The following is a 25,894-nucleotide window of genomic DNA, read 5'->3' on the forward strand; positions in this document are numbered from 1 at the left end:
TTTCAATTCGACGGCTGACATAAGTGTCAGCCGGAATACGCTGACGGTTTACTTATCGTCCCGGACTTTGGCCCAGTACTCGTTCACCGTCTGCTTCATTTCCTTGCTCAGCATCATAATACCAAACAGGTTAGGCAGTGTCATAACAACTATTGCGACCGCCGATAAAGCCCACACCAGCGTGGTATCTGAAAACGAAGCCCAGATAAAACCAGCCACGTAAATCACCCGGTAAGGCATAACAGAACGGGGACCTAACAAATAGGTCATTGCCCTGTCACCGTAATACGACCAGGCAATAGCGGTGGAGAAAGCGAATAACATCAGACCAATAGATACAATGTACTGCCCGAAGTCACCGAAATACCCACGGGTGAAAGCAATGGTAGTCAGTGCGGCAGAATGCACCAGCGACTTGCCCTGCACTTCCAGGTTGTCTTTAACCGGTTTACCATTCTTAATTTGCAGCGTGCCGGTGTAAGCGTCGTCGTCACCCAGTGAATAGGTTACGTCTTCCGCAATAGAACGGGAGTTAATCAGGGTGAAGCCCTCACTGACTGCCGTACCGTTAACCACTGAAACCGGGCCGGTATAAGCCTCAACGCCACTGCCGTCGACACCGTTTAAGTATTTGTAAAGTGCTTCACGATCCTGCGGCTGTTCATCAGAATAGACGCCCTGTACGAAATACATATCTGCGCGGTCAAACACGTTTTCATGCTTTTCTTTCCATACACCTGAAGACAGGATAACCAGACCGGTTACTGTACAAATCAAAATGGTGTCGATGAAAGGTTCAAGCAGAGATACCATGCCCTCAGATGCCGGTTCACTGGTTTTCGCAGCGGCGTGAGCAATTGGTGCTGAACCCTGACCAGCTTCGTTAGAGAACAGTCCCCGGTTTACACCACGGTTAAATGCATAAGCCAGTGATGCACCAAGGAATCCGCCTGCAGCAGCGGAACCGGTAAATGCATCTCCGATAACAGCAGCGAATGACGGCCCGATATTTTCCAGGTTAGCAAAAATTACCGCCAGCGCACCAATCAGATACACCATCGCCATAATGGGAACAATTCTGGCTGTAAATGCTGCAATACGTTGAATACCGCCTAAGATAACCAGTGCCAGCAGGATACCCAGCACGCTACCGACGATAACCGGATCAATACCAAAAGTGGCTTCAATACTCTGTGCAATACCATTACTTTGTGGCAGGTTTCCGGTACCGAATGAACTGATTACCGTCGCAATAGCAAAAGCTACGGCTAACCATTTCATGTTCAAACGACGGTCCATGTAATACATGGGACCACCGGCCATGGTGCCGTCTTCCGTTTTCACACGGTACTTGTGGGAAAGTGTCACTTCTACAAATTTAGTGGTCATACCCAGAAAGGCTGTTGCCCACATCCAGAATAACGCCGCAGGACCGCCAAGAAAGATTGCGAAAGCAACACCACTGATATTACCTGTACCCACTGTGCCGGAAAGTGCAGTGGTTAACGCGCGGAAGTGAGTGGTATCCCCTTCCTCGCCTTCTTTATCATACTTGCCGGTGACGACCAGCCAGGCATGCTTAAAGAAGCGGATTTGCGGAAATTTAAGGTACACGGTAAAGAACAAACCGACACCCAGCAGAACGAAGGGGAACCAAGGTGCTCCCCCGAGCATGCCATCTATTGACACAAGAAAATTATACAAGCCTTCCAAGACGAGTTCCCCTCAATACTTTGTTGTTATTTTGCGTGTTTTTATTATCGTAGTTTTGACACTACCGCACGCACGGCAATCAAAAGGTCTTCTCCCAGCTGGCGGCAGCGTTGCACTGACCATCCATACACAGGATCAGGTAAATTATTATTATCTTTGAACGGCATTTCCAGCGTGTAGGCAAGGCAATCAAATTTCTGACCAACAGCATTGGATGCCACGGTCAGGTTTGCTTCACCCGGCTTGTCTTTTGGATAGCCATATTCGTCCTGAAATTCCGGCGTAGCAGACAGTAATGCTGCTTTAAACGTGTCCTCCAGATCTTTCAGGCGTGCAGAATAACAAGGGATCCCCTCGCTGCCTGCGACAAAATTGTACGGTAATGCTTCGTCACCGTGAATATCAAGATACATGTCTACACCGGTGTCTGTCATGGCATTTAACACATGCAAGACTTCCGGGCTTTTCTCTGCGCTGGGCTCTGCCCACTCACGGTTCAGGTTAGTACCCGCCGCGTTCGTACGCAAATGGCCCCGTGCAGCGCCATCCGGATTCATGTTCGGCACAATATAGAAAACAGCGTCGTCCAGTAATTGTCTGGACAGACCGTCCTGTTCATCCAGCAGGCGGTAAAGCAGTCCTTCTGCACACCATTCGGCCATGGTTTCGCCGGGGTGTTGTCTGGCTGTGATCCAGATTTTCTTTTTAGCCGGCTCTTCGTCACCGATAACTAACAGGTTAATGTCACGACCATCCAGCGTTTCGCCTAACAAGCGGTGTTCACAGCGCAGAGACATTTGTGCATCGTGAACCAGATCCAGATGCCGTTCATAGCTGTAAGGGATGAAATAGGCAAAATAGACGGCTGGCTGTTCCGGTGTGAAGCTGAATGATAGATTATCACCGTCAAATTCGCTGTCTACGCGAAACCAGTTCTGGCGGTCATAAGAAGCCAGTACATTGTAATCTTTCCAGCCATCGGGATACGCAGATTTAGCCAAATCAGTGAGCGTGATGTGATGGGTTTCGAATACTTCCCCGAATAAACGGAAATGGAACCACTGATAAAAATCCGACTGATTGTCTTTGTTGATGCCAAGAACGATTTTTTGCGGAGAGGCGGCTTCGATGACACGGATATTTCCGCTGTCAAACTGTGCTGAGATATGCATGGATCTGTCGTGTCCTTCTATTTTTGCCGCTAATTTAGCATAGTCGGGAATGTAAATACCATGTTTAACACATCCGTCCGGTGGTTATGCCCGGGAAATGAACAGCATGAAGGTTTACATTTCTGCAGACAAAAAAAACCGGTAACGCCGAAGCGATACCGGTAATAACGCCTGCGCTAACAATTATGCAGGTAACGTTGGGAAAGTGATCCCGGCCATGTCGCGCACTACACGCATCACCTGGCAGCTGTATCCGAATTCATTGTCATACCACACATACAGCGTCAGACGGTTATCAGCGACGATTGTTGCCTGTGAATCCACCACACTCGCAGCACGTGAACCCACCAGGTCAGTTGAAACGATTTCTTTACTGGCCGTATAGTCAATCTGATGCTGCAGCGATGAGAACAGAGCCGTATCCCGCAGGAACTCATTCACCGCCAACTTCTCGGTGGAAGTTTTCAGGTTAAGGTTCAGAATAGCCATAGACACGTTTGGTGTAGGCACACGAATCGCGTTACCAGTCAGCTTTCCGGCCAGTTTAGGATAGGCTTTTGCTACTGCTTTCGCAGCGCCGGTTTCAGTGATAACCATATTAAGCGGTGCACTGCGGCCACGACGGTCAGCTTTGTGGTAGTTATCAATGAGGTTCTGGTCGTTGGTAAAACTGTGTACGGTTTCCACGTGACCGGAATCAATACCATACTCTTCATCCAGCGCTTTCAGCACAGGCGTGATTGCATTCGTTGTACAACTGGCGGCTGACAGGATTGTGTCTTCTGCCAGAATGTCTTCATGATTAACGCCGTGAACGATGTTTTTAATGTCACCTTTACCCGGAGCAGTCAGTAATGCCTTCGCAGCACCTTTGGCTTTAAGATGCAGACCCAAACCGTCGCGGTCGCGCCACATGCCGGTATTGTCAACGACGATAGCATTATCGATACCGTATTTGGTGTAGTCCACTTCATCCGGGCTGTTTGCATAGATGATTTGAATAAAAGAACCATTAGCTTTAATGGCCTGGCGCTCGTGATCAATTGTGATACTGCCATTGAACGGACCATGTACCGAATCACGACGAAGTAAGCTTGCGCGCTTTTCCAGGTCGCCGTCTTTGCCGCCGCGCACAACAATTGCACGCAAGCGCAACTTGTTCGCTTTACCCTGTCTTTCTATCAGCAGACGGGCAAGTAAGCGGCCGATACGGCCAAAGCCGTAAAGTACCACATCCTGAGGCGTCTGCTCATCGTCTTTACCGGCTACATCAGCCAGCTTTTCCTGCAAATAAGCATTCAAATCGGTCTGATCGACGGCACTACCATAATGGAAATCAAAAGCCAGTTTACCAATATCAATTTGTGCCGGTGCGAGGGGCATTGCTGTTAACGCTTCAAGTACAGGAAAGCTCTCCCGTAAACGCAGTTTAATGCCTTCATGTAAACGCACTTTGCGGTGTGCTTTAACGATATCGATGACACTGGCACCCAGTAACGAACGGCCATACACAGACACTTCTACTGAATGATTTCTGTAGAGCTTACCGATGAGCGGCATCATCATTTCCGCGTATTCCTGACGTTCCTGCCAGCTACTTTGCAATTCCTGTTCAAACTGTTGATTCATGCCTTTGCCTTAACCATTTGAAATTAACCGGACAGTCCACGCAGAAAGCTTCATAATTGTAGGGTACACTAAGGTGTAAAAGTCGTTGTCTGCGTGGAACGGACTTATTCTAAGAAAACCATCAAGGAAGACCAAACTGTTGAAAATTTTCAGTATTTCATCATTTAAGCTACAAACACCCCGATCCTTTAGTAATTTTCCAACACAACTGGCGAAGTGCCTGCCGTTACTGATTGGGACAGTGGTATTGCCCGGTTGCGGTGATATGTTTGCGCCTAAAGTCGCCACAATTTGTCAGGATAATCCGCAAATGTGTAACGATCTCAACAGCGATGAATGGTGCCGCGGGGAAAAAGCAGAAATTATCAAGCAACGCTACCGCCACCCTGACGACGGTGAAGGTGAAGACATTTATCGCCTGATGCTGATGTTTGAAGACTACCAGCGTTGTATTGTTAACGCCTCCGGCCTGACCCACAAAAAATACCGGGACAAAGAAGCAGACCGGATGAAAGGTGTGCTGACAGCACGCAAAGAACTCGATCGTCTCAACCGTAAAACCCGCAATAGCAGTGAGCCCCTTCTCGCCTGGTATCACTGGTCCCGTTCCGGTGATGAAGACGCATTGAAACGGTTTATGTCTGCTGCCAGTGCCGGTCACCTTAACACGCCGGAACAACTGATCGCCCTGGCGTCAATACAGGCGCAAGATGACATGAACCGCACCCGTGACACCCTGTACCGTGCGTTGAGTCTCTACAAAGATGATGAAAATGTCGATGTCTCAGTATTTCATACGCTGACAACCATCAGCATGGAACAGAAGAAATACAAACTTGCCTGGATCTGGTCAAAAGTCGCCAGTCACTACTCCGACTCAATCAATACGCATCAACTGGAAGCAATGGCAACAAAGTTTCAGTTACCGGCGTCACTGATGAATAACGTAGCAGATGAAATAACCGGCGCACTGGAAGACGGTGAATTCGATGCAAAGGCGCTGGGGCTTACCAAACTGTAACCGTCAGACTTCAGCATTGACCGGGGTCGCTTTTTTCAACGGATCCTGTAAGTCACTTTCACAGGAAATTTCAGTATTTCCACCCGTTATGACGAAGTCACAAACAAAAACACCGCTTTACAACAAAGCGGTGTTTATTTTTTAACCAGAAGTGAACATGTCAGCCGCGGACGACTTCATCCTCAGCAGTTTTCAAATTCAGTGATAACGAATTTACACAATACCGCTGGCCGGTCTCTGTGGGTCCGTCAGGGAAAACATGGCCCAGATGGGCGTCACAGGATTTACAGATAATTTCCGTTCTGCGCATGCCGTGACTATTGTCTTCACGGTACAACACATTACCGTCATCTGTTTGCTGATCAAATGAAGGCCAGCCACAACCGGAATCAAACTTAGCATCCGAACTGAAAAGCGGCGCACCACAACACTTGCATATATAGGTTCCCGGACGCTTCTCGTCCAGTAATACACCCGTGTAAGGACGCTCTGTACCAGCCTGACGGGTGACACGATATTCGTCAGGTGACAGCGTTGCTTTCCAGTCTTTATCGACAGCCATGTTTGCTCCTGTGTTCGTTTACACGATTACTTTTTGATAGCAATCTGAGGACGCGCCGGATCACTCCAGTCAAGGTGAAACTTCTTACCCGACGGTTTATCTACACGCTGATACGTGTGTGCGCCAAAGTAGTCACGCTGGCCCTGAAGCAGGTTGGCCGGCAGTACTGCGGTGCGGTAAGAATCGTAATAACTTAACGCTGACATCATTGCCGGACAGGGAATACCTGCCAGAGCAGCCTGTGCCAGTGATTCCCGCCAGTCAGACTGATATTGGGTGATTTGATCAGCAAAGAAAGGATCAAGCAGCAGGTTCGCCAGATCTTCGTTGTTTTCGTAGGCTTTGGAAATAGATTGCAGGAAAACCGCACGGATAATACAGCCGGCACGCCAGATTTTCGCAATACCACCGAAGTCCAGTTCCCAACCGTGCTCTTTAGAAGCAACAGCCATCAACTGGAAACCCTGCGCGTATGCACAAATCTTTGAGCAATAAAGCGCATATTCCAGCTTGTCGATAGCCGCAAACTTCTCTTCGTCAGAAAGGACTTTGACTTCCGGTCCCTGCAGAACTTTGCTGGCTGCGACACGCTCGTCTTTGAGGCTGGACAGACTGCGGGCAAATACCGCAGAAGTAATCGTCTGGGCAGGACTTCCCACTTGCAGCGCGCTGACGGCGGTCCAGAGACCCGTGCCTTTCTGACCAGCCTTATCAAGAATGACATCTACCAGTGGTACACCGGTTTCAGGATCCAGCTGCTCCAGCACTTCTGCACTGATTTCCATCAGGTAACTGTTCAGCTTGCCTTTATTCCAGCGACGGAAAACCTCTGCAATCTCAGCAGCAGACATGTGTAAAGCGGTACGCATGACCTGATAGGTTTCGCAGATAAGTTGCATGTCGGCATACTCAATACCGTTATGCACCATTTTAACGTAGTGACCGGCACCCACAGGACCAATGTACGTGGCACAGGCTTCCCCTTCCAGCACCGGCTTACCCGGGGTGAAAGATTCAATCGGCAGACCTGTCTCAGCATCGACTTTTGCTGCAATAGCTTTCAGTACCGGCTCAAGGCGTGTCCACGCATACGGGTTGCCTGAAGGCATCAGAGAAGGGCCGAAACGTGCGCCCACTTCACCGCCGGAAACCGCAGTAGAGAAGAAGATAAACTTACTTTTGTACTTTTCTTCCCGTTCGACAGAATCCGTCCACAAGCTGTTTCCGGTATCCACAACAATGTCATCCGCCTGGATGCCGGCGTCAATCAGGTGAGAACAAACATGGTCTACAGGTTCGCCGGCAGGCACCGACAGAATAACCATGTGAGGTGACTTCAATTTGCTGAGTAATTCGGTGTATGAGCTGCAGCCTTCTACACGGGCAGCCGCGTCGCCACGCTCTTCAGCATCTTTAGCAATAATTGCATCGACTTTGGTTTGATCAAGGTCGAAACAGGCTACGCGATAACCATGATCGACCAGGTTAAGCGTCAGGTTGGCGCCCATTACGCCTAAACCAATAAAACCGATATCACACTTAGTTTCAGTGTGCTTTCCATCTTCTTTTTGCATTGGGTGTCACCTCAAGTTACAGATGGCTGCGGATCATACCACCCGATAATAGTGCGAACACTAACTTATGACTGATTTTCTGCGAATTATGCTCAAATCATGACTGATTGCTTACTTGCCGTGCAGCAGTAAACCCTTTACGGCACTATCTGGCTTTGTTTAAACACGGCTACGCTTCTGCCCGCCTGCAAAAACACTCTCTGAATACAAATATCCGGTTGTTCCGGTAAAGAACCGTACCGGGTATCGACCATCAGTTGCCAGGCACACTGAGGCGAGATCCCTGGCAGATTAAAACGCTTGTCCTGCAGGCTGGCATTAAAACACAGGAACCAGTGTTCAGGGTCGTTTTCATCTTTGGTTGTACCGCGGATTTCAACGCCGAATGACTGACTGTCCGGTGACTGCCAGTCTTCTGATTCTTTATCCTGTCCGTCAGGTTTATACCAGCGGATCACCGCTACATTCGTATCAAGCTGAAATAAATCGTCTTCGAGCAGTAAATGACTCAGCAACTCGCTGCTACGACGCAGTTGAATCACGTGCTGACAGAAATGCAGAAAATCAGACTCCCGTTTATTCAGCTCCCAGTCATACCAGTTAAGGGCATTGTCCTGACAATAGGCGTTGTTGTTTCCGTTCTGGGTTTTACTCAGCTCATCACCGCCCAGAACATGAGGGATCCCCTGTGACAGCATCATCGACAAAAACATATTTCGTTTCTGACGCTCACGAAGCTGGAGAATTTTCTCGTCCTGAGTGGGTCCTTCCACACCATAATTGGCTGATAAATTGTGACCATGCCCGTCGCGGTTATTTTCACCATTCGCCTCATTGTGGCGTTCGGTGTAGCTCACCAAATCGTGAAGGGTAAAGCCGTCATGGTAGGTCACATTGTTTACCGATGTATAAACAGGCCGGAATCCCTTATGGAAAATATCCCGTGACCCCATCAGCCGTGTTGCAAACTCCGCGGTAATAGCGTGATCACCCCGCCAGAATGCTCTTAAGGTGTCACGGTAACGGTCGTTCACTTCCAGCCACGGATACGCAAAAGCGCCTAACTGATAACCGCCCGGGCCAATGTCCCAGGGTTCCGCCACCAGTACAGCCTGTTTCAACACCGGGTCCTGTGAAATTGATTTAAGCAAACCGGAGTGAGGCGAAAACTGTTGCGGATCTCTGCCAAGACATACGGCGAGATCGAAACGGAATCCGTCTACACCGATAACCTCAACCCAGTAACGCATGGCATCCATAATCATCGTCGTCATGACCGGACTGGCAGTATTTACTGTATTTCCGCATCCTGAGTGATTGCTGTAAACAATCTCACCGGTTTTGGTCTGTTCGTACAAATAGGCCTGGTGGGGGAAGAAGCCTTTGAAAGACAATACCGGTCCGCCATCTCCGCCCTCAGCGGTATGGTTGTAAACCACATCAATGATGACTTCCAGGCCGGCTCCGTGATAGGCATCCACCATGGCTTTCAGTTCACGGACAGCATCCGCTTTTCCGTACCGGGGCTCAGGTGCAAAGTAGTTTACCGGATTGTAACCCCAGTAGTTGGTCATGCCTTTTTCAGTAATGTAAGGTTCCGGCATGAACGCTGACAAAGGCATAAATTGCACAGTGGTCACACCGAGATCAACCAGATGTTTTATGACATCCGGATGGGCCGCCCCTGTATATTTACCTTTATCCTCGTCGGGTACAGCGGGGTGCAGCATAGTCAGCCCTTTCACATGGGCTTCGTAAATAATTCGCTGATGGGGCTGAAAGGCAGGCTTCGGCGGCCGGTCATGTTTATCATGACGCACCACGACACATTTCGGCACCATAAACTGTGAGTCATGTTCATAGTGTCTGGCATTCCAGTGCAGTGGCCGGCTGAATTTATGCGCGTAAGGGTCGATTAACAGCTTGTCTGTCGGCACATGGTGAAGGGATTCTTCACCACGCTCCACCCTGTATGCATAATGCTGATTCTCGCCGGCACCTTCTACTTCACAATGCCAGACTGAACCGGTTTTGGCCGGCATCACAATCTCTGCAACCGGTTCCTCTGTATCACTTTGGAAAAGGCACAGCACGACAGCTCTGGCGTCCGGCGATTCAACAGCAAAATTGCAGCCGTCGCCGGTGACAGTCGCCCCCGGCGGATACGGCACGCCAGCCTTAACGTTATAGTTTACAAGTGAGTCTTGCTTCACCTTTGCCGGTTCTCCTGTTATTCATAAACCCAGTAAAGTGTTGCCAGTGGCGGTAAAGTGATTTCAATAGAATACGGCTGATTGTTCCATTCCACCGCGTCAGCAGTAACAATTTCAGGTGCAGGGTAATCACTGCCCCAGAACTCACCGCTGTCGGTATTCAGTACCAGTGAGTAAGTGCCCGGGTCTTCCACGCCAATGCGGAACTTCTCACGGGGAGAAGGCGTAAAGTTATTCACCACATAGACTTTTTGCTTGTCGTCTTTGGCTTTTCTTACGAAGGACAACATACTTAGTTCAGCATAATTATGGTCTATCCAGCTGAAACCTTCATAATTGTGATCCTGCTCATACAGTGCAGGCATAGTCCGGTACAGATGGTTAAGCTTACGGTAAAGTGCCTGCATGCCTTTATGCTTGTCGAACTCCAGCAACCACCAGTCAAGCTCACCATCGTGATTCCATTCCCTTGACTGGGCAATTTCATTACCCATGAAATTCAGTTTTTTTCCCGGATGACCATACATGAAACCGGCATAGCAACGCAGGTTTGCCGCCTGCTGCCATTCATCTCCCGGCATTTTACCAATCAGACTGCCTTTTCCGTGTACGACTTCATCGTGGGAAATCGGCAATACAAAGTTTTCATCGAAGGCATACACCATGGAAAAGGTGATTTCTCCGTGATGATAGCGGCGATACGCCGGATCTTTACTGATGTAATGCAATGAATCGTGCATCCAGCCCATATTCCACTTAAAGCCGAATCCGAGACCGCCTTCGCTCACCGGTCTGGATACACCCGGGAATGAAGTGGACTCCTCAGCAATAGTCATTGCACCCGGGAAGTGCCGGTAAACCTCTTCATTCATCCATTTCAGCAGACTGATAGCTTCGTAGTTTTCATTGCCCCCGTGCACGTTGGGGATCCACTCCCCTTCATTACGGGAATAATCCAGGTACAACATGGACGCCACTGCATCCACCCGCAAGCCGTCAATGTGAAATTTATCCAACCAGAAAAGTGCGTTGGCAACCAGAAACTGGCGAACAGTATCTTTACCGAAATCGTAAATGCATGAATTCCAGTCCGGATGCCAGCCACGGCGGGGATCGTCATATTCGTACACATGACTGCCATCGAACCGCGCAAGGCCATGGGCATCTTCCGGGAAGTGCGCCGGTACCCAGTCAATGATGATGCCGATATCTGCCTGGTGGCACTGATCAACAAAGTATTTAAAATCGTCAGGTGAACCGAAGCGGCTTGTCGGTGCGTAAAGCCCCACCGGCTGATACCCCCAGGAACCGTCGAAAGGAAACTCTGATACGGGTAACAATTCTATATGGGTATACCCCATCTCTTTCACGTAGGGGATCAGCGAATCTGCCAGTTCATGATAACTGAGATAGCGTTTCCCGCTCTCTTCAGAAGGCCGGCGCCATGAACCCGGATGCACTTCATATACGCTCATGGGGTTTGCGTATTTGTCTGCCTGCCGCTTCTCCATCCAGGCACTGTCATTCCACTCATAGGCATTGTGATCGAACACTTTTGAAGCGTGAGATGGATACTGCTCAGCAGCAAAGCCTAACGGGTCAGCCTTGTGAGGTAAATCGTTACCCCAGGCATCTTTTAACTGATATTTATAGCGCTCGCCGGCAACGAGTCCCGGAATGAAGAGTACCCAGTAGCCCATGTCAGTTTGTTGCATAGGATGAGTACGGCCATCCCAGCGGTTAAAATCACCGATGACGGAAACCGCAGATGCGTTAGGGGCATAAACAGCAAAACGTGTTCCGGTAATGCCATCTGTGGTTAGCAGTTGTGCCCCGCCCTGCCGGTAAAGATTTTCAGGCTGATGGTCGATAAAGTGCACAGCATGAAATGCTTCTTCACGGAACTGGTAAGGGTCGGTGAAGCTGTATTCGCTGTCTGCCGTTGTCACCTGCAGTTCGTAACGCTGCGCAGGCTTTAACTTTTTTGATAATGCAGAAAACAGAGCTGAGTCGCCCTGTTTTTTGAGTTTGATGATTTCTTTGCGGGTTTTTAAACAGCGGACTGACACTGTTTTGGCTTCCGGGATATAGGCGGTAACCGTTACGCCATCTTCGCTTTGCTGATTACCAAGTACGGAAAAAGGCTGACTGCACCGCGCTTGTGCCAGTTGCTGCTCTACTACCATTTGTTACTCCTGCAAAGTCTGCCGCACAATACGGCAGACTGCAGAACATCCCTAATCTGTGCTGGCCTGCTTTCTGACAGCGGTCAGCTTAGCAGCCAGGTTAGTGATGTCCTGATTTTCAAAAATAGTCTCTAAAGGCTGAGATAACTTCCTGCGCCAGTTAGGATATTCGTTAAACGTACCCGGTACATTAACAGGCTTATCCATTTCCAACCAGTCTTCAAGTTGCAGACTGAGTAACGCACTGGAACCTGCCGCCATATGCAATTGCATACCGCGGTTAAGTTCTGTAGTCATTCCCGTCACATTCACATCACGACTAATGTTGTCACTGATGGAATGGTGACCGTGCAAGGTATCCAGTATCGCCTGTTTATTCTTATGCCTGTCGTGATACAACACAGACAATATTTCATCAGTAGGATACAAACCAAGCTCTTTACCCAGCTCAAGATCCAGGCAATGCCAGAAGCCGGTCAAAGTTGGCATATCGTGGGTTGTCAGTGTCGACATAGATTGCACGGGGTAATGGGCCGGTGAATAAAAGCCGCCGTCTTTAGCCTGCTCAAAGAAGAATACACGGTACGAATGGACACCGTTATCCGCCAGTTTTTCACGGATTTCTTCCGGTACTGTACCCAAATCTTCACCAATCACGAGGCTCTGATTCCGGTGGCTTTCCAGTGCCAGAATGGCCAGCAGATCATCGACAGGATAATAAACGTAACCACCGTCTTTTGCATGGTCACCTTTAGTCACCCACCACAGACGAAGCAGTGCCATAACATGGTCAATTCGCAAAGCACCGGAACCGGCCATGTTGGAAGCAAACAAGTCTATGATTGGCTGATAGGCCTGTTCGTAAAGCTTGTAAGGGTCCATAGGCGGCAGCCCCCAGTTTTGTCCGAGTGGCCCTAAAATATCCGGCGGCGCCCCCACAGAGGCACCGGTACAGTACAAGTCTTTGTTACCCCAGATTTCTGCACTGCCTTCACTGACACCTACGGCGAGATCACGGTATAAACCGATAGCCATGCCGGCATTAGTTGCCACATCACTGGCGGCCTGTAATTGCAACGCAGCCTGCCATTGCAGGAACAGGTAAAAAGAAACCCGCTTTTTATTCTGTTCTCTGAATACCGCTACATCAGGTTTGTGGTATTCACGGAATTCCTCAGGAAATACCGGCCAGCCCCAGGAAGGCTTACCTTCTTCAGCCAGCTTTTCCTGCAACGTATCGTACACCGCCAGCATATCAAGGCTTTCACCACCGGCTTCCACGAACGCTTTAAATGCTTTGTTCTGTTTTGTATTTTTAGTCAGGTACTTGTTGTAGTACACGTCGAACAATGCGGAGAGTGCAGGCAGTTTAAGTGACGCAACGGCAGCATAGTCAACCAGGTCAGCCGCTCTTGCTGCTGCAAGTTTTTCCTGAAAAGCCGCATCATTCACAATGGTCTGCACACTGGCGTCGTCAAAACAGGGCATGGCTGTCACATCGAGGTATAAATAATTCAGCCAGCGACGTGAAGACGGTCCGTAAGGGCTGCAGGCATCAGGGTTCGCCGGATACAGCGCATGAATAGGGTTCAACCCGATAAACTCTGCTCCGGTGGCAGCGGCCTTTTCGGTTAATAAAGCCAGATCTGAGAAGTCGCCCATGCCCCAGTTTTTCTGACTGCGTACACAGTAAAGTTGCACACTCAGGCCCCAAATCTTTTTACCGGCAACAATGGATTCAGGGATGAAGCAGGCTGAAGGTGCAATAATAACCCGCATACTGCAAAGCGGTTCATCATCCCCTTCCACCGATAAGCTCAGTGTATGATAACCCGTGGGCGCCTGAACCGTCAGTGTGACAGCGTATTCGTGATATTCCACGTCTTCCAGCTGGGCGACATTTACCAGTGTTTCGTCAACCGGTGCAAAAGTGTGGACGAATGTCTGTCCATCTTCAAAAGAGAGCGCTACAGTGTACTCATCGGTTACCAGTTCTATCGGTAACCGTACAGAAAACGGAACGGTGTCTGATTGGCGTAAAACCTGTACCGGGTTGAGCGGAGTCTGCCAGATTTTTCTGGCTTCTTCAGAAAGCTGTTGTTCTATAGCAGCTTCATTGCTGGTGTCGTAACCCAGTGCGTTAAGTAATTTGGTCTGGCTTGATTCTGAAATCGTGGCAGGTTTGCCCCACGCATCAACATAGTGGGTCTCTATGCCGCGCATCTCAACCAGCTGTTGTAAAACGGGATTTGTCATTTTATCTATTCCTGTTTCCCGTGTTGATAATGTTAAGGCAACGGCCGCGCATTCTCATCAACACATAATTTTGAGCATTATCAGTTAAAGACCCGATACGACGAAACTGAATACGTTTGCATAGTTCATAGTTGTAATTTTGCAACATTTTTTGCTTTTTACTTTGCCAATTATGCCATTTTGATCCATACTTTACGTAATTTTTTTTCACTTGTACCAAAATACAATTAGAGGTATGACATGACTATTCGCATCGGTATCAATGGTTTTGGACGCATTGGTCGTTTGGTAATGCGCGCTGCACAAAAGCGTGACGACATCGAAGTTGTTGCTATCAACGATCTGCTGGACACAGATTACATCGCTTACATGCTGAAATATGATTCAACCCATGGCGTTTTTGATGGTGAAATAAAGGTAGACAATAACCAGCTGATAGTAAATGGTAAAACTATCCGTGTTACATCAGAAAGAAACCCTGCTGACCTGGCATGGAACGATGTAAACGTTGACGTTGTTGTTGAATCTACAGGTTTGTTCCTGACAAAAGATACTGCTTCAGCTCACCTTGAAGCCGGCGCAAAGAAAGTGGTGATGTCTGCACCATCTAAAGACGACACGCCTATGTTCGTTATGGGTGTTAACCACGGTGAATACGATGGCCAGACTATCGTTTCTAATGCGTCGTGCACCACAAACTGTCTTGCGCCTCTGGCGAAAGTACTGAACGACAAATTCGGTATTGTTGACGGTCTGATGACGACTGTTCACGCGACGACAGCAACACAGAAAACTGTTGACGGTCCTTCTCACAAAGACTGGCGCGGTGGTCGTGGTGCGAGCCAGAACATCATTCCATCTTCTACCGGTGCTGCGAAAGCCGTTGGTAAAGTTATCCCTGCACTGAACGGTAAATTAACCGGCATGGCATTCCGTGTGCCTACTCCGAATGTTTCAGTTGTTGACCTGACAGTAAATCTGGCAAAGCCAACCACTTATGAAGCTATCTGTGAAGCAATGAAGGAAGCGTCTGAAGGTGAACTGAAAGGCATTCTGGGTTACACCGAAGATGCTGTTGTGTCTAATGACTTCCTGGGTGACGCACGCACTTCAATCTTCGATGCAGATGCAGGTATCGCTCTGACTGACACGTTCGTTAAAGTTGTATCCTGGTACGACAACGAATGGGGTTACTCAAATAAAGTACTTGATTTGGTTCAGCATATTTCAAAATAATGCGAACACGCCCTAACCGGGTGATAAGCAAGATAAAAATGTAAAAAAAGGTGCGATTTGCTATCGCACCTTTTTGTTTTTGGATGCACAATAATAACCGGACTTTATTTTGGCAAGGAGATGTCACATGAGTATTCCCGACTCTGTAACTGTTGAAGAATCTTCAGGGATTACCTTTTTAAACGTAGACAATCAGTTTGCCAGCAGCCGTATCAGCTTATTTGGCGCGCATGTACTGTCATTCATTCCAAAATCTGATGATCGTGACCGTTTATGGCTCAGTCCACATGCGTTCTTAAACGGTGAGCGCCCGATCCGTGGTGGAATTCCTCTTTGCTGGCCCTGGTTCAGTGATGATCATGGCCGTGAGAAAGGTGAACTTCCTTCTCATGGTTTTTTGCGCACCCAAAGCTGGCAGATTCAGTCTTCTGAAGACACCGGAGACGGCACGCGCATTGTTCTTACCCCCACATTCAGTCGTGGTGAAGGCTTTGAATATGATTGCAAAGTCAGCTACGAAATTCTGGTGGGTAAAACCCTGTCGATTACACTGAAAACAGAAAACACCGGTATCGTGTCGTTTTCATTCAATGTAGCAATGCACACCTATTTTTCAGTGGCAGATATCGCGCATACCAAAATTACAGGTATTGAAGGCGAGTATAAAGACAAACTGGAAAACTGGGCATTAAAGCCTGCCCCGTCTCCGTATACTTTCAGTGGTGAAACAGACCGCATTCATCAGCATGCTGCTCCTGACGTAACCGTTTATGTAGAAGAGAAGCCATTTACCCGCGTAACGTCTATGGGACACGATTCTCTGGTGGTCTGGAATCCCTGGCAAGGGGCTGCTTCTATCGCTGACATGGACGCGTTTGGTTTCAGACATATGTTATGTATTGAGACAGCCGTGACCAATGGATGCACGCTAGCACCCGGCGAAAGCCGCAGCGTCACGCAAATTGTTTCCCCCCTTTAGTCAGCTATTGTCACAAGCGGGAAAAACACACCATCAGGCATAAGCATGCCTGCAGACATAAAAAAACCGGATGTTATACAACATCCGGTTTCTGAGCAAAATCAGAGAATTTGTACTCAGGCTTTGGCACCGTCACAGGCTTCTTTTGCCAGTTGGGTGATCTTGTCCCAGTCGCCGCTTTCAATGGCATCATCAGGTGCAACCCATGAACCGCCAACACAACGAACGTTAGACAGAGCCAGGTAGTCGTTGTAGTTAGCCGGACCGATACCGCCTGTAGGACAGAATGTCACATCAGGGAAAGGACCGCCGATAGATTTAAGCGCCTTCACGCCACCTGATGCTTCAGCAGGGAAGAATTTCAGGTGGTCATAACCCGCATCCTTCGCTGTCATCAGATCAGAAATTGAAGAAATACCCGGAATTAACGGAATATCGTAGCCTTTACCGGCTTCCAGCAGTGCTTCTGTAAGACCCGGGCTGATAGCGAATTTCGCACCTGCTTCAACAACCTGTTTAAGCTGCTGTGCATTGGTAACAGTACCCGCACCGATAATCGCTTCAGGTACTTCGTCTGCGATTTTCTTAATCACATCCAGAGCAACAGGTGTACGCAGTGTGACTTCCAGCACCTTAATGCCACCTGCAATCAGTGCTTTTGCCAGTGGCACAGCTTTGTCCAGGTCCTTAATTACCAGTACCGGGACTACCGGGCCAGCAGCAAAAATGTCTGCCGGTGTATAGTTAGCGTTCGTTGTCATAGTTCACTCGCTGTATGTTGTTTCAGGTATGCAGATGCACCTAATAATCCGTGGTCGGGCTCTGCAATCAGATAAGTTGGAATGTCTTTCACGTAATGCTTCATCTGACCTTTGGCCTCGAAGCGGGCACGGAAGTCACTCTCTTTTAAGAATTCTGCAAAACGGTTCGCAATACCGCCGCCGATGAAAATACCACCGGTGGTAGCCATGTTCAGTGCCAGGTTACCGGCAAAACTGCCCATGATACGGCAGAACTGAGTCAGAGTTTGTACGCACACATCGCATTCGCCGGACAACGCACGTTCAGTAACCTGAGACGGTTCTGTGTGTGTTACCGGTACGTTATTGTGTAATGCCAGCGCCTTATAGATGTTCATCAGTCCGCGACCAGACATCACCTCTTCGGCAGATGCGCGACCGTGTTCATTTTGCAGGTAGCGCCAGATCACCACATCTGTTTCATCAACAGGGGCGAAATCAACATGACCACCCTCGCCGTCCAGAGTTTGCCAGCCTGAAGACGTCATGGTGATGTGTTCTACACCTAACCCGGTGCCCGGACCAAATACAGCGATATTGCCGTTGGTTTTCGCCGTGCCGGTTCCGATTTGCACCACCTGATCATCACCTAATACCGGTAATGAATGCGCCACGGCTGTGAAATCATTGATCACAAACAGATTGTCCAGCTTCAACTGACTACGTAATGCAGTTTGTGAGAATGCCCAGCTGTGGTTCGTCATCTCTACCTGGTCACCCAGTACCGGACAGGCAATAGCAATACAACCTGACGTAAAGGTGAACTGAGGTAAATCTGCGAAATACTGACCAATAGCCAAATCAATACTGGCAAAATCTCTGCACTGGTATTTGATGATATTGTCTACACCGGTATCAGTTACACGGGCAAGACGAATGTTCGTCCCGCCGACATCTGCAACAAAAAGTGCCGTCATAGCGCCTGCTCCTGAGTTACAAACAATGAACACGCGCCTTCTTCAGCACCGGACAGAATATTTCTGTAACCGGAGAACAGTTCACGTCCCATACCTTCCTGATGATGCGCCAGGTCCGCTTCTTTTGCGGTACGTGCAGCCAGAGTTTCGTCATCCACCAGCAATGTCAGTTCACCGGTTTCTGTATTCAGTTCGATGAGATCGCCGGATTCCACTTTCGCCAGCATGCCGCCTTTGTAGGCTTCCGGGGTAACATGGATAGCCGCAGGTACTTTACCTGACGCGCCGGACATACGTCCGTCTGTTACCAGCGCGACTTTGAATCCGCGGTCCTGTAACACACCCAGAGGTGGTGTTAAGCGGTGCAGTTCAGGCATACCAATCGCTGACGGGCCCTGGAAACGCACAACAATAATGCAGTCTTTGTCCAGATCACCGGATTTAAACGCCGCATCCAGTTCAAACTGATCTTCGAACACCACAGCAGGTGCCTTAATATGGCAAACCGGAGACTTAAGTGCAGACGTTTTGATAACGCCACGACCCAGGTTCCCGCGAAGAACGCAAACACCACCGTCAGGCTTAAAGGGTTTCTCAACAGTGGCCAGTACTTCTTTATCAAGAGATTCAACCGGACCGTCACGCCATTCAAGTTCACCGTCTTTCAGAACCGGCTCTTTGGTGTATAAATCCAGACCGTCACCACAAATTGTCTTAACGTCATTGTGCAGCAGTCCTGCATCCAGCAGCTGTTTGAACAACAGCGACATACCACCGGCAGCGACAAAATGGTTAATGTCAGCGTGACCATTCGGATAGATACGGGTAATTAACGGTGTGGCATCAGACAGATCTGAGAAGTCGTCCCAGTTAACCAGAATACCGGCTGCACGGGCAATCGCCACAAGGTGCATGGTGTGGTTAGTTGAACCACCGGTCGCCAGTAATGCAACGATACCGTTAACAATGGCTTTCTCGTCAACAATATGACCAATCGGCGTGTAGTTGTCGCCCAGGTCAGTGATACGGGTTGCCTGAACGGATGCAGCTTTTGTCAGTGCATCACGTAGTGGCGTGCCCGGATTAACAAACGATGAACCCGGCAGATGCAGACCCATAGTCTCAACAACCAGCTGGTTAGAGTTCGCTGTACCGTAGAAAGTACAGGTACCGGCAGAGTGGTAAGACTGAGATTCTGCTTCAAGTAATTTGTCGCGCCCTACTTTACCCTGAGCAAATTCCTGACGGACACGGGCTTTCTCTTTGTTTGGCAGACCTGAAGGCATTGGACCGGCAGGAATGAAAACAGTCGGTAAGTGACCAAAGGCCAGTGAGCCCATCAGTAATCCGGGAACAATTTTGTCACAGATCCCCAGCATCAGAGCGCCGTCGAACATGTTGTGAGACAGACCCACTGCGGTCGCCTGGGCAATAATGTCACGGCTCATCAGGCTCAGATCCATGCCCGGGTTACCCTGAGTAACACCATCACACATGGCCGGTACACCACCGGCGAACTGCGCTACGCTGCCCACCTGACGGATGGCTTCTTTAATGATTGCCGGATACGCTTCGTACGGCTGGTGAGCCGACAGCATATCGTTGTAAGAAGAGATGATTGCGATATTGGCTTTCGTCATTGAACGCAAATCGGCTTTGTCATCACTGCCACAAGCGGCGAAGCCGTGAGCCAGGTTACCACAGGACAGCACACCACGGTGCGGCCCCTGGCGGCGGGCCTTTTCTATTTTTTCCAGATAGGCCTTACGGGTTGCTTTACTGCGTTCAATAATTCGCTGTGTTACTTCAGCAATTTTAGAATTCATGATCTGCTCCTAGGGTGCCCACATCAGCGTGACATCAGCACGGTTGACAACTGCGGTAACGGGTTTTTCCAGCTCAGTTGCATTAGCAATGGCGTCTTCTAAAACCGCTTTTTTCTTTTCACCGGTGAGGTGAATAAAGATATTGCGACTGTTTAACAGCGCAGGCAGTGTCAGTGAAATACGTTGGTGAGGGGCCGTGGTGGGTTGGGTAGCGATACAAATTTTACCACTCGCCAGATCCAGACCATCCGCAACCTGCTCCGAACACGGAAACAGTGATGCTGTGTGGCCATCTTCGCCCATACCGAGAATAAGCGCGTCGAAAGGCTGGCTGAAACTGGACAGGCGGTTTTCCGCCTCGGCGATACCATCATTGGCATCTGCATCGTCCGTTTTCAAAGTGACAAAATTAGCGGCTGCTGCTTTGTTCTGAATCAGGTTTTCACGCACCAGCTTTGTATTGCTGGCGTCGTCATTTTCACCAACCCAACGCTCATCAGCCAGCGTAATGTCAACTTTATCCCAGGCAAGATCAGTCTGGCTAAGCTGTTTGAACAGAGCCAGAGGTGTTCTGCCCCCGCTCACTACCAGACTGGCGCGACCACGTTCTGCAATACCTTTTTCCAGCAGTGAAATAAGCGTGTCTGCAAATGCACTGGTCAGTGCATCTGCATTGTCAAAAGCATTAATTGTCAAAGCCATCTTATTTCTTCTTCCGTATTGTTTTGCTTTCATACCAACTACGGTTAGCGCGGGCTAATAACCCGATAGAATCTACCGGTCCCCACGTACCAGCCTGATAAGGCTCCGGTGGCTCATTAGTTTGCTTCCACGCTTCAAGAATTGAATCAACCCAGTTCCACGCCTGTTCAATTTCATCACGGCGAACGAACAGAGCCTGGTTGCCCAGCATCACTTCAAGTAACAGCTTTTCATAAGCATCAGGAATGCGGTCGTCGCCGAATGCATCCGAGAAACTCAAGTCGAGTTTTGACTTTTGCAGGTCCATTGAACCTGAGCTGGTCAGACCCGGTACCTTATTCATTACGGTGATTTCAACACCTTCGTCAGGCTGCAGACGGATAACCAGTTTATTAGGCGGCAGATTCTGGAAGCTGTCACCGAACAGGTTGTGTGGCTGGCGTTTGAAGTAAATCACAACTTCAGACACTTTAGTCGGCAAACGCTTACCTGTTCTTAAATAAAACGGCACGCCGGCCCAGCGCCAGTTGTCGATGTCGGCCTTGATGGCAACGAAGCTTTCAGTACGGCTGCGGGTGTTGGCACCCTCTTCTTCCAGATAGCCAGGTACTTCTTCACCCTTAACGAAACCAGACGTGTACTGACCACGAACTGTTGATTCGTTGATATTACTCAGGTTAATCGGACGTAAGGCTTTCAGTACTTTCAGTTTTTCATCACGGATACTGTCGGCATTCAGGTTTGCCGGCGGTTCCATGGCAATCAGACTGAGAATTTGCAACAGGTGGTTCTGCACCATGTCACGCATTTGACCAGCGTCATCAAAATAGCCCCAACGGCCTTCAATCCCTACCGACTCAGCAACAGTAATCTGTACGTGGTCAATGGAGTTGTGGTCCCAGTTGGTAGCAAATATGGAGTTAGCAAAACGCAGGGCAATCAGGTTAAGAACGGTTTCTTTACCCAGATAGTGGTCAATGCGGTAGATTTGCGATTCTTTAAAGTATTCTGAAACCTGGTCATTAATGACTTTAGAAGATTCAAGATCGTGACCGATTGGTTTTTCCAGCACTACACGTACGGAGCTGTCGATAATATCGCAGCTGTGCAGACCACGGCAGATGTCACCGTAGATAGCCGGCGGAGTCGCCAGATAGCAAACCATAATGCGGTCTGCATCTACTACTGAATCAAAAACGCGGTAGCTTTCAGTATTCTTCATATCCACACAAGCATATTGCAGACGGGCTTCAAGGCGGGCCCAGGTATCTTCGCAAACTTGTTTGGAACCAAATTTTTCGATGTTGTTACGGACTTCTTTCTTGTAGTCCTCAGTGCTCAGGTCCTGACGCGCTACACCAATAATTTTGGTATCAGGGTGAATGAGCTCAGCTTTTTCCAGCTGATATAAGGACGGCAATAGTTTCCGTCGTGAGAGATCCCCTAACGTGCCAAACAGCACAAAATCACAGGGTTCAAAGGAATTATCCATTACCATATTTCGTCGACCTTCTTAATGATAATCCAGATAACAGTTCGATACTGTCAGGCAACGCAGATGAACTGTCTCGTCGTTGTTAGCACATAGTTAACACCAAATGTAGTAAAATTACAACTTGAGTCATCTATGACACGTTAAAGAGGTATTTATTCGCTGAATACCCGCCATTCTGTTGCTTCGATTGTCAAAAAATTACATTTTTCTTGTCACCCGAGTCACTTTGGGTAGTATAGAAAGCTGGAATGATTATAACTTTACCTTACTTTTCGCTATATCCGTATGAATATTCTTGAGAAAATTACGCAAAATAAAGCCGCTTTCAGCAAGTCTGAGCGCAAAGTTGCCGAAATAATATTGGCCAACCCGCAAACGGCAATTCATTCGAGTATAGCAACGCTCGCTAAAATGTCTGATGTCAGTGAGCCGACAGTAAACCGTTTTTGCCGCCGCCTGGACACCAAAGGCTTCCCGGATTTTAAATTGCATCTGGCACAAAGCTTAGCGAATGGCACGCCGTATGTTAACCGTCATGTAGATGAAAGTGACGGCCCGGGTGAATACACCAACAAAATTTTCGAAAGCACCATGGCATCCCTCGAAGTTGCGCGGCAGTCCATTGACGTCAATGTTGTTAACCGTGTTGTTGATCTGTTGACTCAGGCACAAAAAATTTCATTTTTTGGCCTCGGCGCCTCGGCCTCTGTAGCCCATGACGCGCTGAATAAGTTTTTCCGCTTCAATGTGCCCGTGGTTTACTTTGAAGATATTCTGATGCAACGCATGAGTTGCATGAACTGCACAGACGGCGATGTGGTTGTATTGATTTCCCACACCGGCAGAACCAAAAGCCTGGTCGAGATTGCCCAGATTGCCCGCAGTAACGATGCCACTGTCGTTGGTATCACCTCTGCAGACAGCCCCTTATCACGTGAATGCAGTTACGTATTGTCTCTGGAAGTGCCGGAAGACACTGACATGTACATGCCCATGGCGAGCCGTATTGCCCAGCTTACCTTAATTGATGTACTGGCCACCGGCTTCACCCTGCGTCGTGGCAATAAATTCAGAGAAAATCTCAAGCGGGTCAAAGACACCCTTCGTGGTTCTCGTTTTGACAAGCGTGACTTATAACAGTTCATTCCAGCTGATTTATTGAAGACCGCTTTTACCAGCGGTTTTTTTTTAACCATTTTTTCTTCTTCCTGCGTTCAGATTAGTTCACACCTCACTGGTAAGGCCAGTGAGGAAAAAAGTTCTTTGCATTCACATTTTTGTCAGATTGCTCTACTATTCTGTAATAAAATTACGTAAAAGCATTACAGCAACATAAATCGAACATTTTTTCGACATTATTGTCAATGTAAGTAACGTGTGTAGAAGCCTCCCTGTTAACGACGAAGAACAAGCGACGAATCATATGACCAGAAGAACAAAGATACTTGCCACATTAGGACCAGCAACAGACACCATCGAACGCATTGAAGCCATCATCGCAGCAGGTGCAAACACAGTGCGGATGAACTTCTCTCACGGTCAGGCTGAAGATCACATTGAGCGTGCGAAGAAAGTACGTCAGGCAGCAAAGAACTTAAATAAATATGTCGCCATTCTCGGTGATTTGCAGGGCCCTAAAATTCGTGTAGCCCGGTTTAAAGAAGGCGCTGTAAATCTTGATGTAGGCGCACCTTTTACCCTTGATGCTGAAATGGCGAAGGATGACGGTGACGTGAACGCAGTAGGCATCGACTATAAAGCGCTGCCTGACGACGTAAACACCGGCGACATTCTGCTACTCGACGATGGCCGTATTCAACTGGAAGTTACAGAAGTAGCCGGTCGTAAAGTGCATACAAAAGTAACCGTAGGCGGAAAACTGTCTAACAATAAAGGCATCAACCGTCAGGGCGGTGGTCTGTCTGCCGAAGCTCTGACTGCGAAAGACAAAGAAGATATTAAAACTGCCGCCAAAATCGGCGTTGATTATCTGGCAGTGTCCTTCCCCCGTTCAGGTGCAGACCTGAACTACGCCCGCGAGCTGGCCCGCGAAGCCGGTTGTGAAGCACTAATCTGTGCCAAAGTAGAACGTGCTGAAGCCGTTGCTACCGATGAAGCCATTGACGATATTATCAGTGCATCTGACGCCGTTATGGTTGCCCGTGGTGACCTGGGTGTGGAGATCGGTGATGCAGAGCTGGTAGGTGTTCAGAAGAAACTGATTGCCCGCTCTCGTCAACTGAATAAAGTTGTCATTACTGCCACGCAGATGATGGAATCAATGATCACCAGCCCGATGCCAACCCGTGCAGAAGTGATGGACGTGGCGAACGCCGTACTGGACGGTACGGATGCAGTGATGTTATCGGCGGAAACTGCTGCCGGTAATTACCCTGTTGAAACAGTGAGAGCCATGGCACGGGTTTGTGAAGGTGCAGAAACACACCCCAGCGTTAAACTGTCCAAGCACAGAATGGATACAGTGTTCTCTACGGTCAGTGAAACAGTGGCGTTGTCTGCAGTTTATGCTGCTAACCACCTGCCAAGCATCAAAGCTATTGTTGCATTAACTGAAAGTGGTAATACGCCTAAGCTGATGTCACGTATTACCACCGGTTTACCTATCATAGCTATGTCACGTCACGAAGCCACGCTTAATGCAATGGCACTTTACCGTGGTGTGAAGCCGGTATTCTTTGATTCCCGCGACAGTGAACCGGGTCAGCTGAAACACGATACCATGGCAGCACTGAAAGCCATCGGTCTGGTGAAAGAAGGTGACAGTGTGATCATGACTTACGGCGATGAAATGGAAAAAATCGGTGCGACCAACGCGCTGAAAATTGTTCAGGTAGATTAATACTGACTCAATTTAATGTCCGTTCAACGGATACAGGAAGGCCGGCAATGTTGCCGGCCTTTTGCTTTGTGCTTATCACTGATGCGGTCAACGCCGGTCAGGATTGAAACGATCAGCGCCAGTAAGTGAAAAACGGCGTGCTGTCCGGACGTATTACCGGCGGCGTATCGATTGCCGGTGTGCCTAAATATAAAAATCCGGCTATTTCATCTTCTTCATTTAACGACAATGCCTTTCTCACCAGCTCACAATGGGCGTAGGCGCCGGTCCGCCATATTCCGTTAAATCCTTGCGCCTGAGCAGCCATTTGCATGGCCATTACCGCACAGGCTGTCGACGCGACCTGCTCTACACGGGGCACTTTTTCATGCTCTTTATACGTTGTGATGGCCACAATCACCATAGGAGCACGCATCGGCAACTGCGGGGCACGTTCTATTTCTTTGGCGGATTTGTCGTTTTCAATAGCAGACTGCTCAAACACAGAACCGAGTTTTACCAGCCCCTCCCCTTCACACACAATAAAACGCCATGGCGTAAGCGCCGCATGGTCCGGCGCACGTAAAGCGGCCTGAAAAATATTTTCCAGGGCATCGCCCTCCGGCGCAGGGGCTTTGAGTCTGGGTTGGGAACGACGGTTTAACAGCAGGTCAAGAGCTTCCAATTGCGGTTCTCCTTATACACATCGGGAAATACATTGATGAAAGCACAATGTATCAGCGGCGTGGTGCAGATGAAACAGCTTTTACCAAA

19 protein-coding genes are annotated in these 25,894 nt (G+C 48.8%); 5 read left to right on the forward strand and 14 right to left on the reverse strand.

The window, feature by feature from the left end; genetic code table 11:
* Window positions 1-48: 48 nt before the first annotated feature.
* The 3 genes from ACXAH4_RS07815 to ACXAH4_RS07825 all read right to left on the reverse strand — a co-directional run bounded on the left by ACXAH4_RS07815 (window position 49) and on the right by ACXAH4_RS07825 (window position 4,514).
* The gene (locus ACXAH4_RS07815) at window positions 49-1,713 is read right to left on the reverse strand and encodes an alanine/glycine:cation symporter family protein (protein WP_474851988.1); all 1,665 of its coding nucleotides are present in this window, start codon (window positions 1,711-1,713) and stop codon (window positions 49-51) included.
* Window positions 1,714-1,757: 44 nt separating this feature from the next.
* Window positions 1,758-2,885, reverse strand: a complete 1,128-nt coding sequence (locus tag ACXAH4_RS07820; RefSeq protein ID WP_474881383.1) for a M14 family metallopeptidase — start codon at window positions 2,883-2,885, stop codon at window positions 1,758-1,760.
* Window positions 2,886-3,068: 183 nt separating this feature from the next.
* Window positions 3,069-4,514: a glyceraldehyde-3-phosphate dehydrogenase gene (locus ACXAH4_RS07825; RefSeq protein ID WP_474845752.1), complete on the reverse strand. Its 1,446-nt coding sequence runs from the start codon at window positions 4,512-4,514 to the stop codon at window positions 3,069-3,071.
* A gap of 241 nt (window positions 4,515-4,755) precedes the next feature.
* Between ACXAH4_RS07825 and ACXAH4_RS07830 the strand changes: the two genes are divergently transcribed.
* Window positions 4,756-5,535, forward strand: a complete 780-nt coding sequence (locus tag ACXAH4_RS07830; RefSeq protein WP_474845971.1) for a DUF2989 domain-containing protein — start codon at window positions 4,756-4,758, stop codon at window positions 5,533-5,535.
* A gap of 160 nt (window positions 5,536-5,695) precedes the next feature.
* On the opposite strand, the gene msrB is transcribed toward ACXAH4_RS07830, so the two are convergent.
* The 5 genes from msrB to malQ all read right to left on the reverse strand — a co-directional run bounded on the left by msrB (window position 5,696) and on the right by malQ (window position 14,326).
* Window positions 5,696-6,097, reverse strand: a complete 402-nt coding sequence (gene msrB, locus ACXAH4_RS07835) for a peptide-methionine (R)-S-oxide reductase MsrB (protein ID WP_474851983.1) — start codon at window positions 6,095-6,097, stop codon at window positions 5,696-5,698.
* Window positions 6,098-6,123: 26 nt separating this feature from the next.
* Window positions 6,124-7,671, reverse strand: a complete 1,548-nt coding sequence (gndA, locus tag ACXAH4_RS07840) for an NADP-dependent phosphogluconate dehydrogenase (protein ID WP_474845750.1) — start codon at window positions 7,669-7,671, stop codon at window positions 6,124-6,126.
* Window positions 7,672-7,808: 137 nt separating this feature from the next.
* Window positions 7,809-9,884, reverse strand: coding sequence for a glycogen debranching protein GlgX (gene glgX, locus ACXAH4_RS07845; protein ID WP_474881384.1), 2,076 nt, complete (start codon window positions 9,882-9,884; stop codon window positions 7,809-7,811).
* Between the two features lie 17 nt (window positions 9,885-9,901).
* Window positions 9,902-12,070 carry a 1,4-alpha-glucan branching protein GlgB gene (gene glgB, locus ACXAH4_RS07850; protein WP_474867840.1) on the reverse strand — a complete coding sequence of 723 codons (2,169 nt, stop codon included), beginning with the start codon at window positions 12,068-12,070 and terminating at the stop codon, window positions 9,902-9,904.
* Window positions 12,071-12,121: 51 nt separating this feature from the next.
* The gene (gene malQ / locus ACXAH4_RS07855; RefSeq protein WP_474881386.1) at window positions 12,122-14,326 is read right to left on the reverse strand and encodes a 4-alpha-glucanotransferase; all 2,205 of its coding nucleotides are present in this window, start codon (window positions 14,324-14,326) and stop codon (window positions 12,122-12,124) included.
* A 240-nt stretch (window positions 14,327-14,566) separates the two neighbouring features.
* Here malQ and gap point away from each other — a divergent pair, with 240 nt between their 5' ends.
* On the forward strand, window positions 14,567-15,562 hold the full coding sequence (gene gap, locus ACXAH4_RS07860) for a type I glyceraldehyde-3-phosphate dehydrogenase (RefSeq protein WP_119501094.1): 996 nt from the start codon (window positions 14,567-14,569) through the stop codon (window positions 15,560-15,562).
* A gap of 127 nt (window positions 15,563-15,689) precedes the next feature.
* On the forward strand, window positions 15,690-16,541 hold the full coding sequence (locus ACXAH4_RS07865) for a D-hexose-6-phosphate mutarotase (protein WP_474845741.1): 852 nt from the start codon (window positions 15,690-15,692) through the stop codon (window positions 16,539-16,541).
* Window positions 16,542-16,657: 116 nt separating this feature from the next.
* On the opposite strand, the gene ACXAH4_RS07870 is transcribed toward ACXAH4_RS07865, so the two are convergent.
* From ACXAH4_RS07870 to zwf, 5 genes are read right to left on the reverse strand one after another with little or no spacing between them, the layout of a single operon-like run.
* The gene (locus tag ACXAH4_RS07870; protein ID WP_119501090.1) at window positions 16,658-17,302 is read right to left on the reverse strand and encodes a bifunctional 4-hydroxy-2-oxoglutarate aldolase/2-dehydro-3-deoxy-phosphogluconate aldolase; all 645 of its coding nucleotides are present in this window, start codon (window positions 17,300-17,302) and stop codon (window positions 16,658-16,660) included.
* Window positions 17,299-18,258, reverse strand: coding sequence for a glucokinase (locus tag ACXAH4_RS07875; protein ID WP_474845737.1), 960 nt, complete (start codon window positions 18,256-18,258; stop codon window positions 17,299-17,301). Before ACXAH4_RS07875 ends, ACXAH4_RS07870 begins: the two co-directional genes overlap by 4 nt.
* Window positions 18,255-20,084, reverse strand: a complete 1,830-nt coding sequence (edd, locus tag ACXAH4_RS07880) for a phosphogluconate dehydratase (RefSeq protein ID WP_474881388.1) — start codon at window positions 20,082-20,084, stop codon at window positions 18,255-18,257. Before edd ends, ACXAH4_RS07875 begins: the two co-directional genes overlap by 4 nt.
* Before the next feature lie 9 nt (window positions 20,085-20,093).
* The gene (gene pgl, locus ACXAH4_RS07885; protein WP_474881390.1) at window positions 20,094-20,786 is read right to left on the reverse strand and encodes a 6-phosphogluconolactonase; all 693 of its coding nucleotides are present in this window, start codon (window positions 20,784-20,786) and stop codon (window positions 20,094-20,096) included.
* Window position 20,787: 1 nt separating this feature from the next.
* Window positions 20,788-22,284, reverse strand: a complete 1,497-nt coding sequence (gene zwf / locus ACXAH4_RS07890) for a glucose-6-phosphate dehydrogenase (protein ID WP_474845731.1) — start codon at window positions 22,282-22,284, stop codon at window positions 20,788-20,790.
* Between the two features lie 282 nt (window positions 22,285-22,566).
* Here zwf and ACXAH4_RS07895 point away from each other — a divergent pair, with 282 nt between their 5' ends.
* Both ACXAH4_RS07895 and pyk read left to right on the forward strand, forming a co-directional pair.
* Window positions 22,567-23,418: a MurR/RpiR family transcriptional regulator gene (locus ACXAH4_RS07895; protein ID WP_119501085.1), complete on the forward strand. Its 852-nt coding sequence runs from the start codon at window positions 22,567-22,569 to the stop codon at window positions 23,416-23,418.
* Window positions 23,419-23,704: 286 nt separating this feature from the next.
* Window positions 23,705-25,141, forward strand: coding sequence for a pyruvate kinase (gene pyk, locus ACXAH4_RS07900; protein WP_119501084.1), 1,437 nt, complete (start codon window positions 23,705-23,707; stop codon window positions 25,139-25,141).
* Between the two features lie 112 nt (window positions 25,142-25,253).
* Here pyk and ACXAH4_RS07905 read toward each other — a convergent pair whose 3' ends face one another.
* Window positions 25,254-25,805: an NAD(P)H nitroreductase gene (locus ACXAH4_RS07905; protein ID WP_474881391.1), complete on the reverse strand. Its 552-nt coding sequence runs from the start codon at window positions 25,803-25,805 to the stop codon at window positions 25,254-25,256.
* Window positions 25,806-25,894 lie beyond the last annotated feature (89 nt).

It is taken from the genome of Alteromonas sp. ABV2_168, from assembly GCF_056161165.1.

Bases quoted from the DNA above. Each gene is read 5' to 3' on its own strand.
- ACXAH4_RS07820 (WP_474881383.1), bottom strand. From the start codon at position 2,885: ATGCATATCTCAGCACAGTTTGACAGCGGAAATATCCGTGTCATCGAA.
- ACXAH4_RS07825 (WP_474845752.1), bottom strand. From the start codon at position 4,514: ATGAATCAACAGTTTGAACAGGAATTGCAAAGTAGCTGGCAGGAACGT.
- msrB (WP_474851983.1), bottom strand. From the start codon at position 6,097: ATGGCTGTCGATAAAGACTGGAAAGCAACGCTGTCACCTGACGAATAT.
- gndA (WP_474845750.1), bottom strand. From the start codon at position 7,671: ATGCAAAAAGAAGATGGAAAGCACACTGAAACTAAGTGTGATATCGGT.
- glgB (WP_474867840.1), bottom strand. From the start codon at position 12,070: ATGGTAGTAGAGCAGCAACTGGCACAAGCGCGGTGCAGTCAGCCTTTT.
- malQ (WP_474881386.1), bottom strand. From the start codon at position 14,326: ATGACAAATCCCGTTTTACAACAGCTGGTTGAGATGCGCGGCATAGAG.
- gap (WP_119501094.1), top strand. From the start codon at position 14,567: ATGACTATTCGCATCGGTATCAATGGTTTTGGACGCATTGGTCGTTTG.
- ACXAH4_RS07865 (WP_474845741.1), top strand. From the start codon at position 15,690: ATGAGTATTCCCGACTCTGTAACTGTTGAAGAATCTTCAGGGATTACC.
- ACXAH4_RS07870 (WP_119501090.1), bottom strand. From the start codon at position 17,302: ATGACAACGAACGCTAACTATACACCGGCAGACATTTTTGCTGCTGGC.
- ACXAH4_RS07875 (WP_474845737.1), bottom strand. From the start codon at position 18,258: ATGACGGCACTTTTTGTTGCAGATGTCGGCGGGACGAACATTCGTCTT.
- edd (WP_474881388.1), bottom strand. From the start codon at position 20,084: ATGAATTCTAAAATTGCTGAAGTAACACAGCGAATTATTGAACGCAGT.
- pgl (WP_474881390.1), bottom strand. From the start codon at position 20,786: ATGGCTTTGACAATTAATGCTTTTGACAATGCAGATGCACTGACCAGT.
- zwf (WP_474845731.1), bottom strand. From the start codon at position 22,284: ATGGTAATGGATAATTCCTTTGAACCCTGTGATTTTGTGCTGTTTGGC.
- ACXAH4_RS07895 (WP_119501085.1), top strand. From the start codon at position 22,567: ATGAATATTCTTGAGAAAATTACGCAAAATAAAGCCGCTTTCAGCAAG.
- pyk (WP_119501084.1), top strand. From the start codon at position 23,705: ATGACCAGAAGAACAAAGATACTTGCCACATTAGGACCAGCAACAGAC.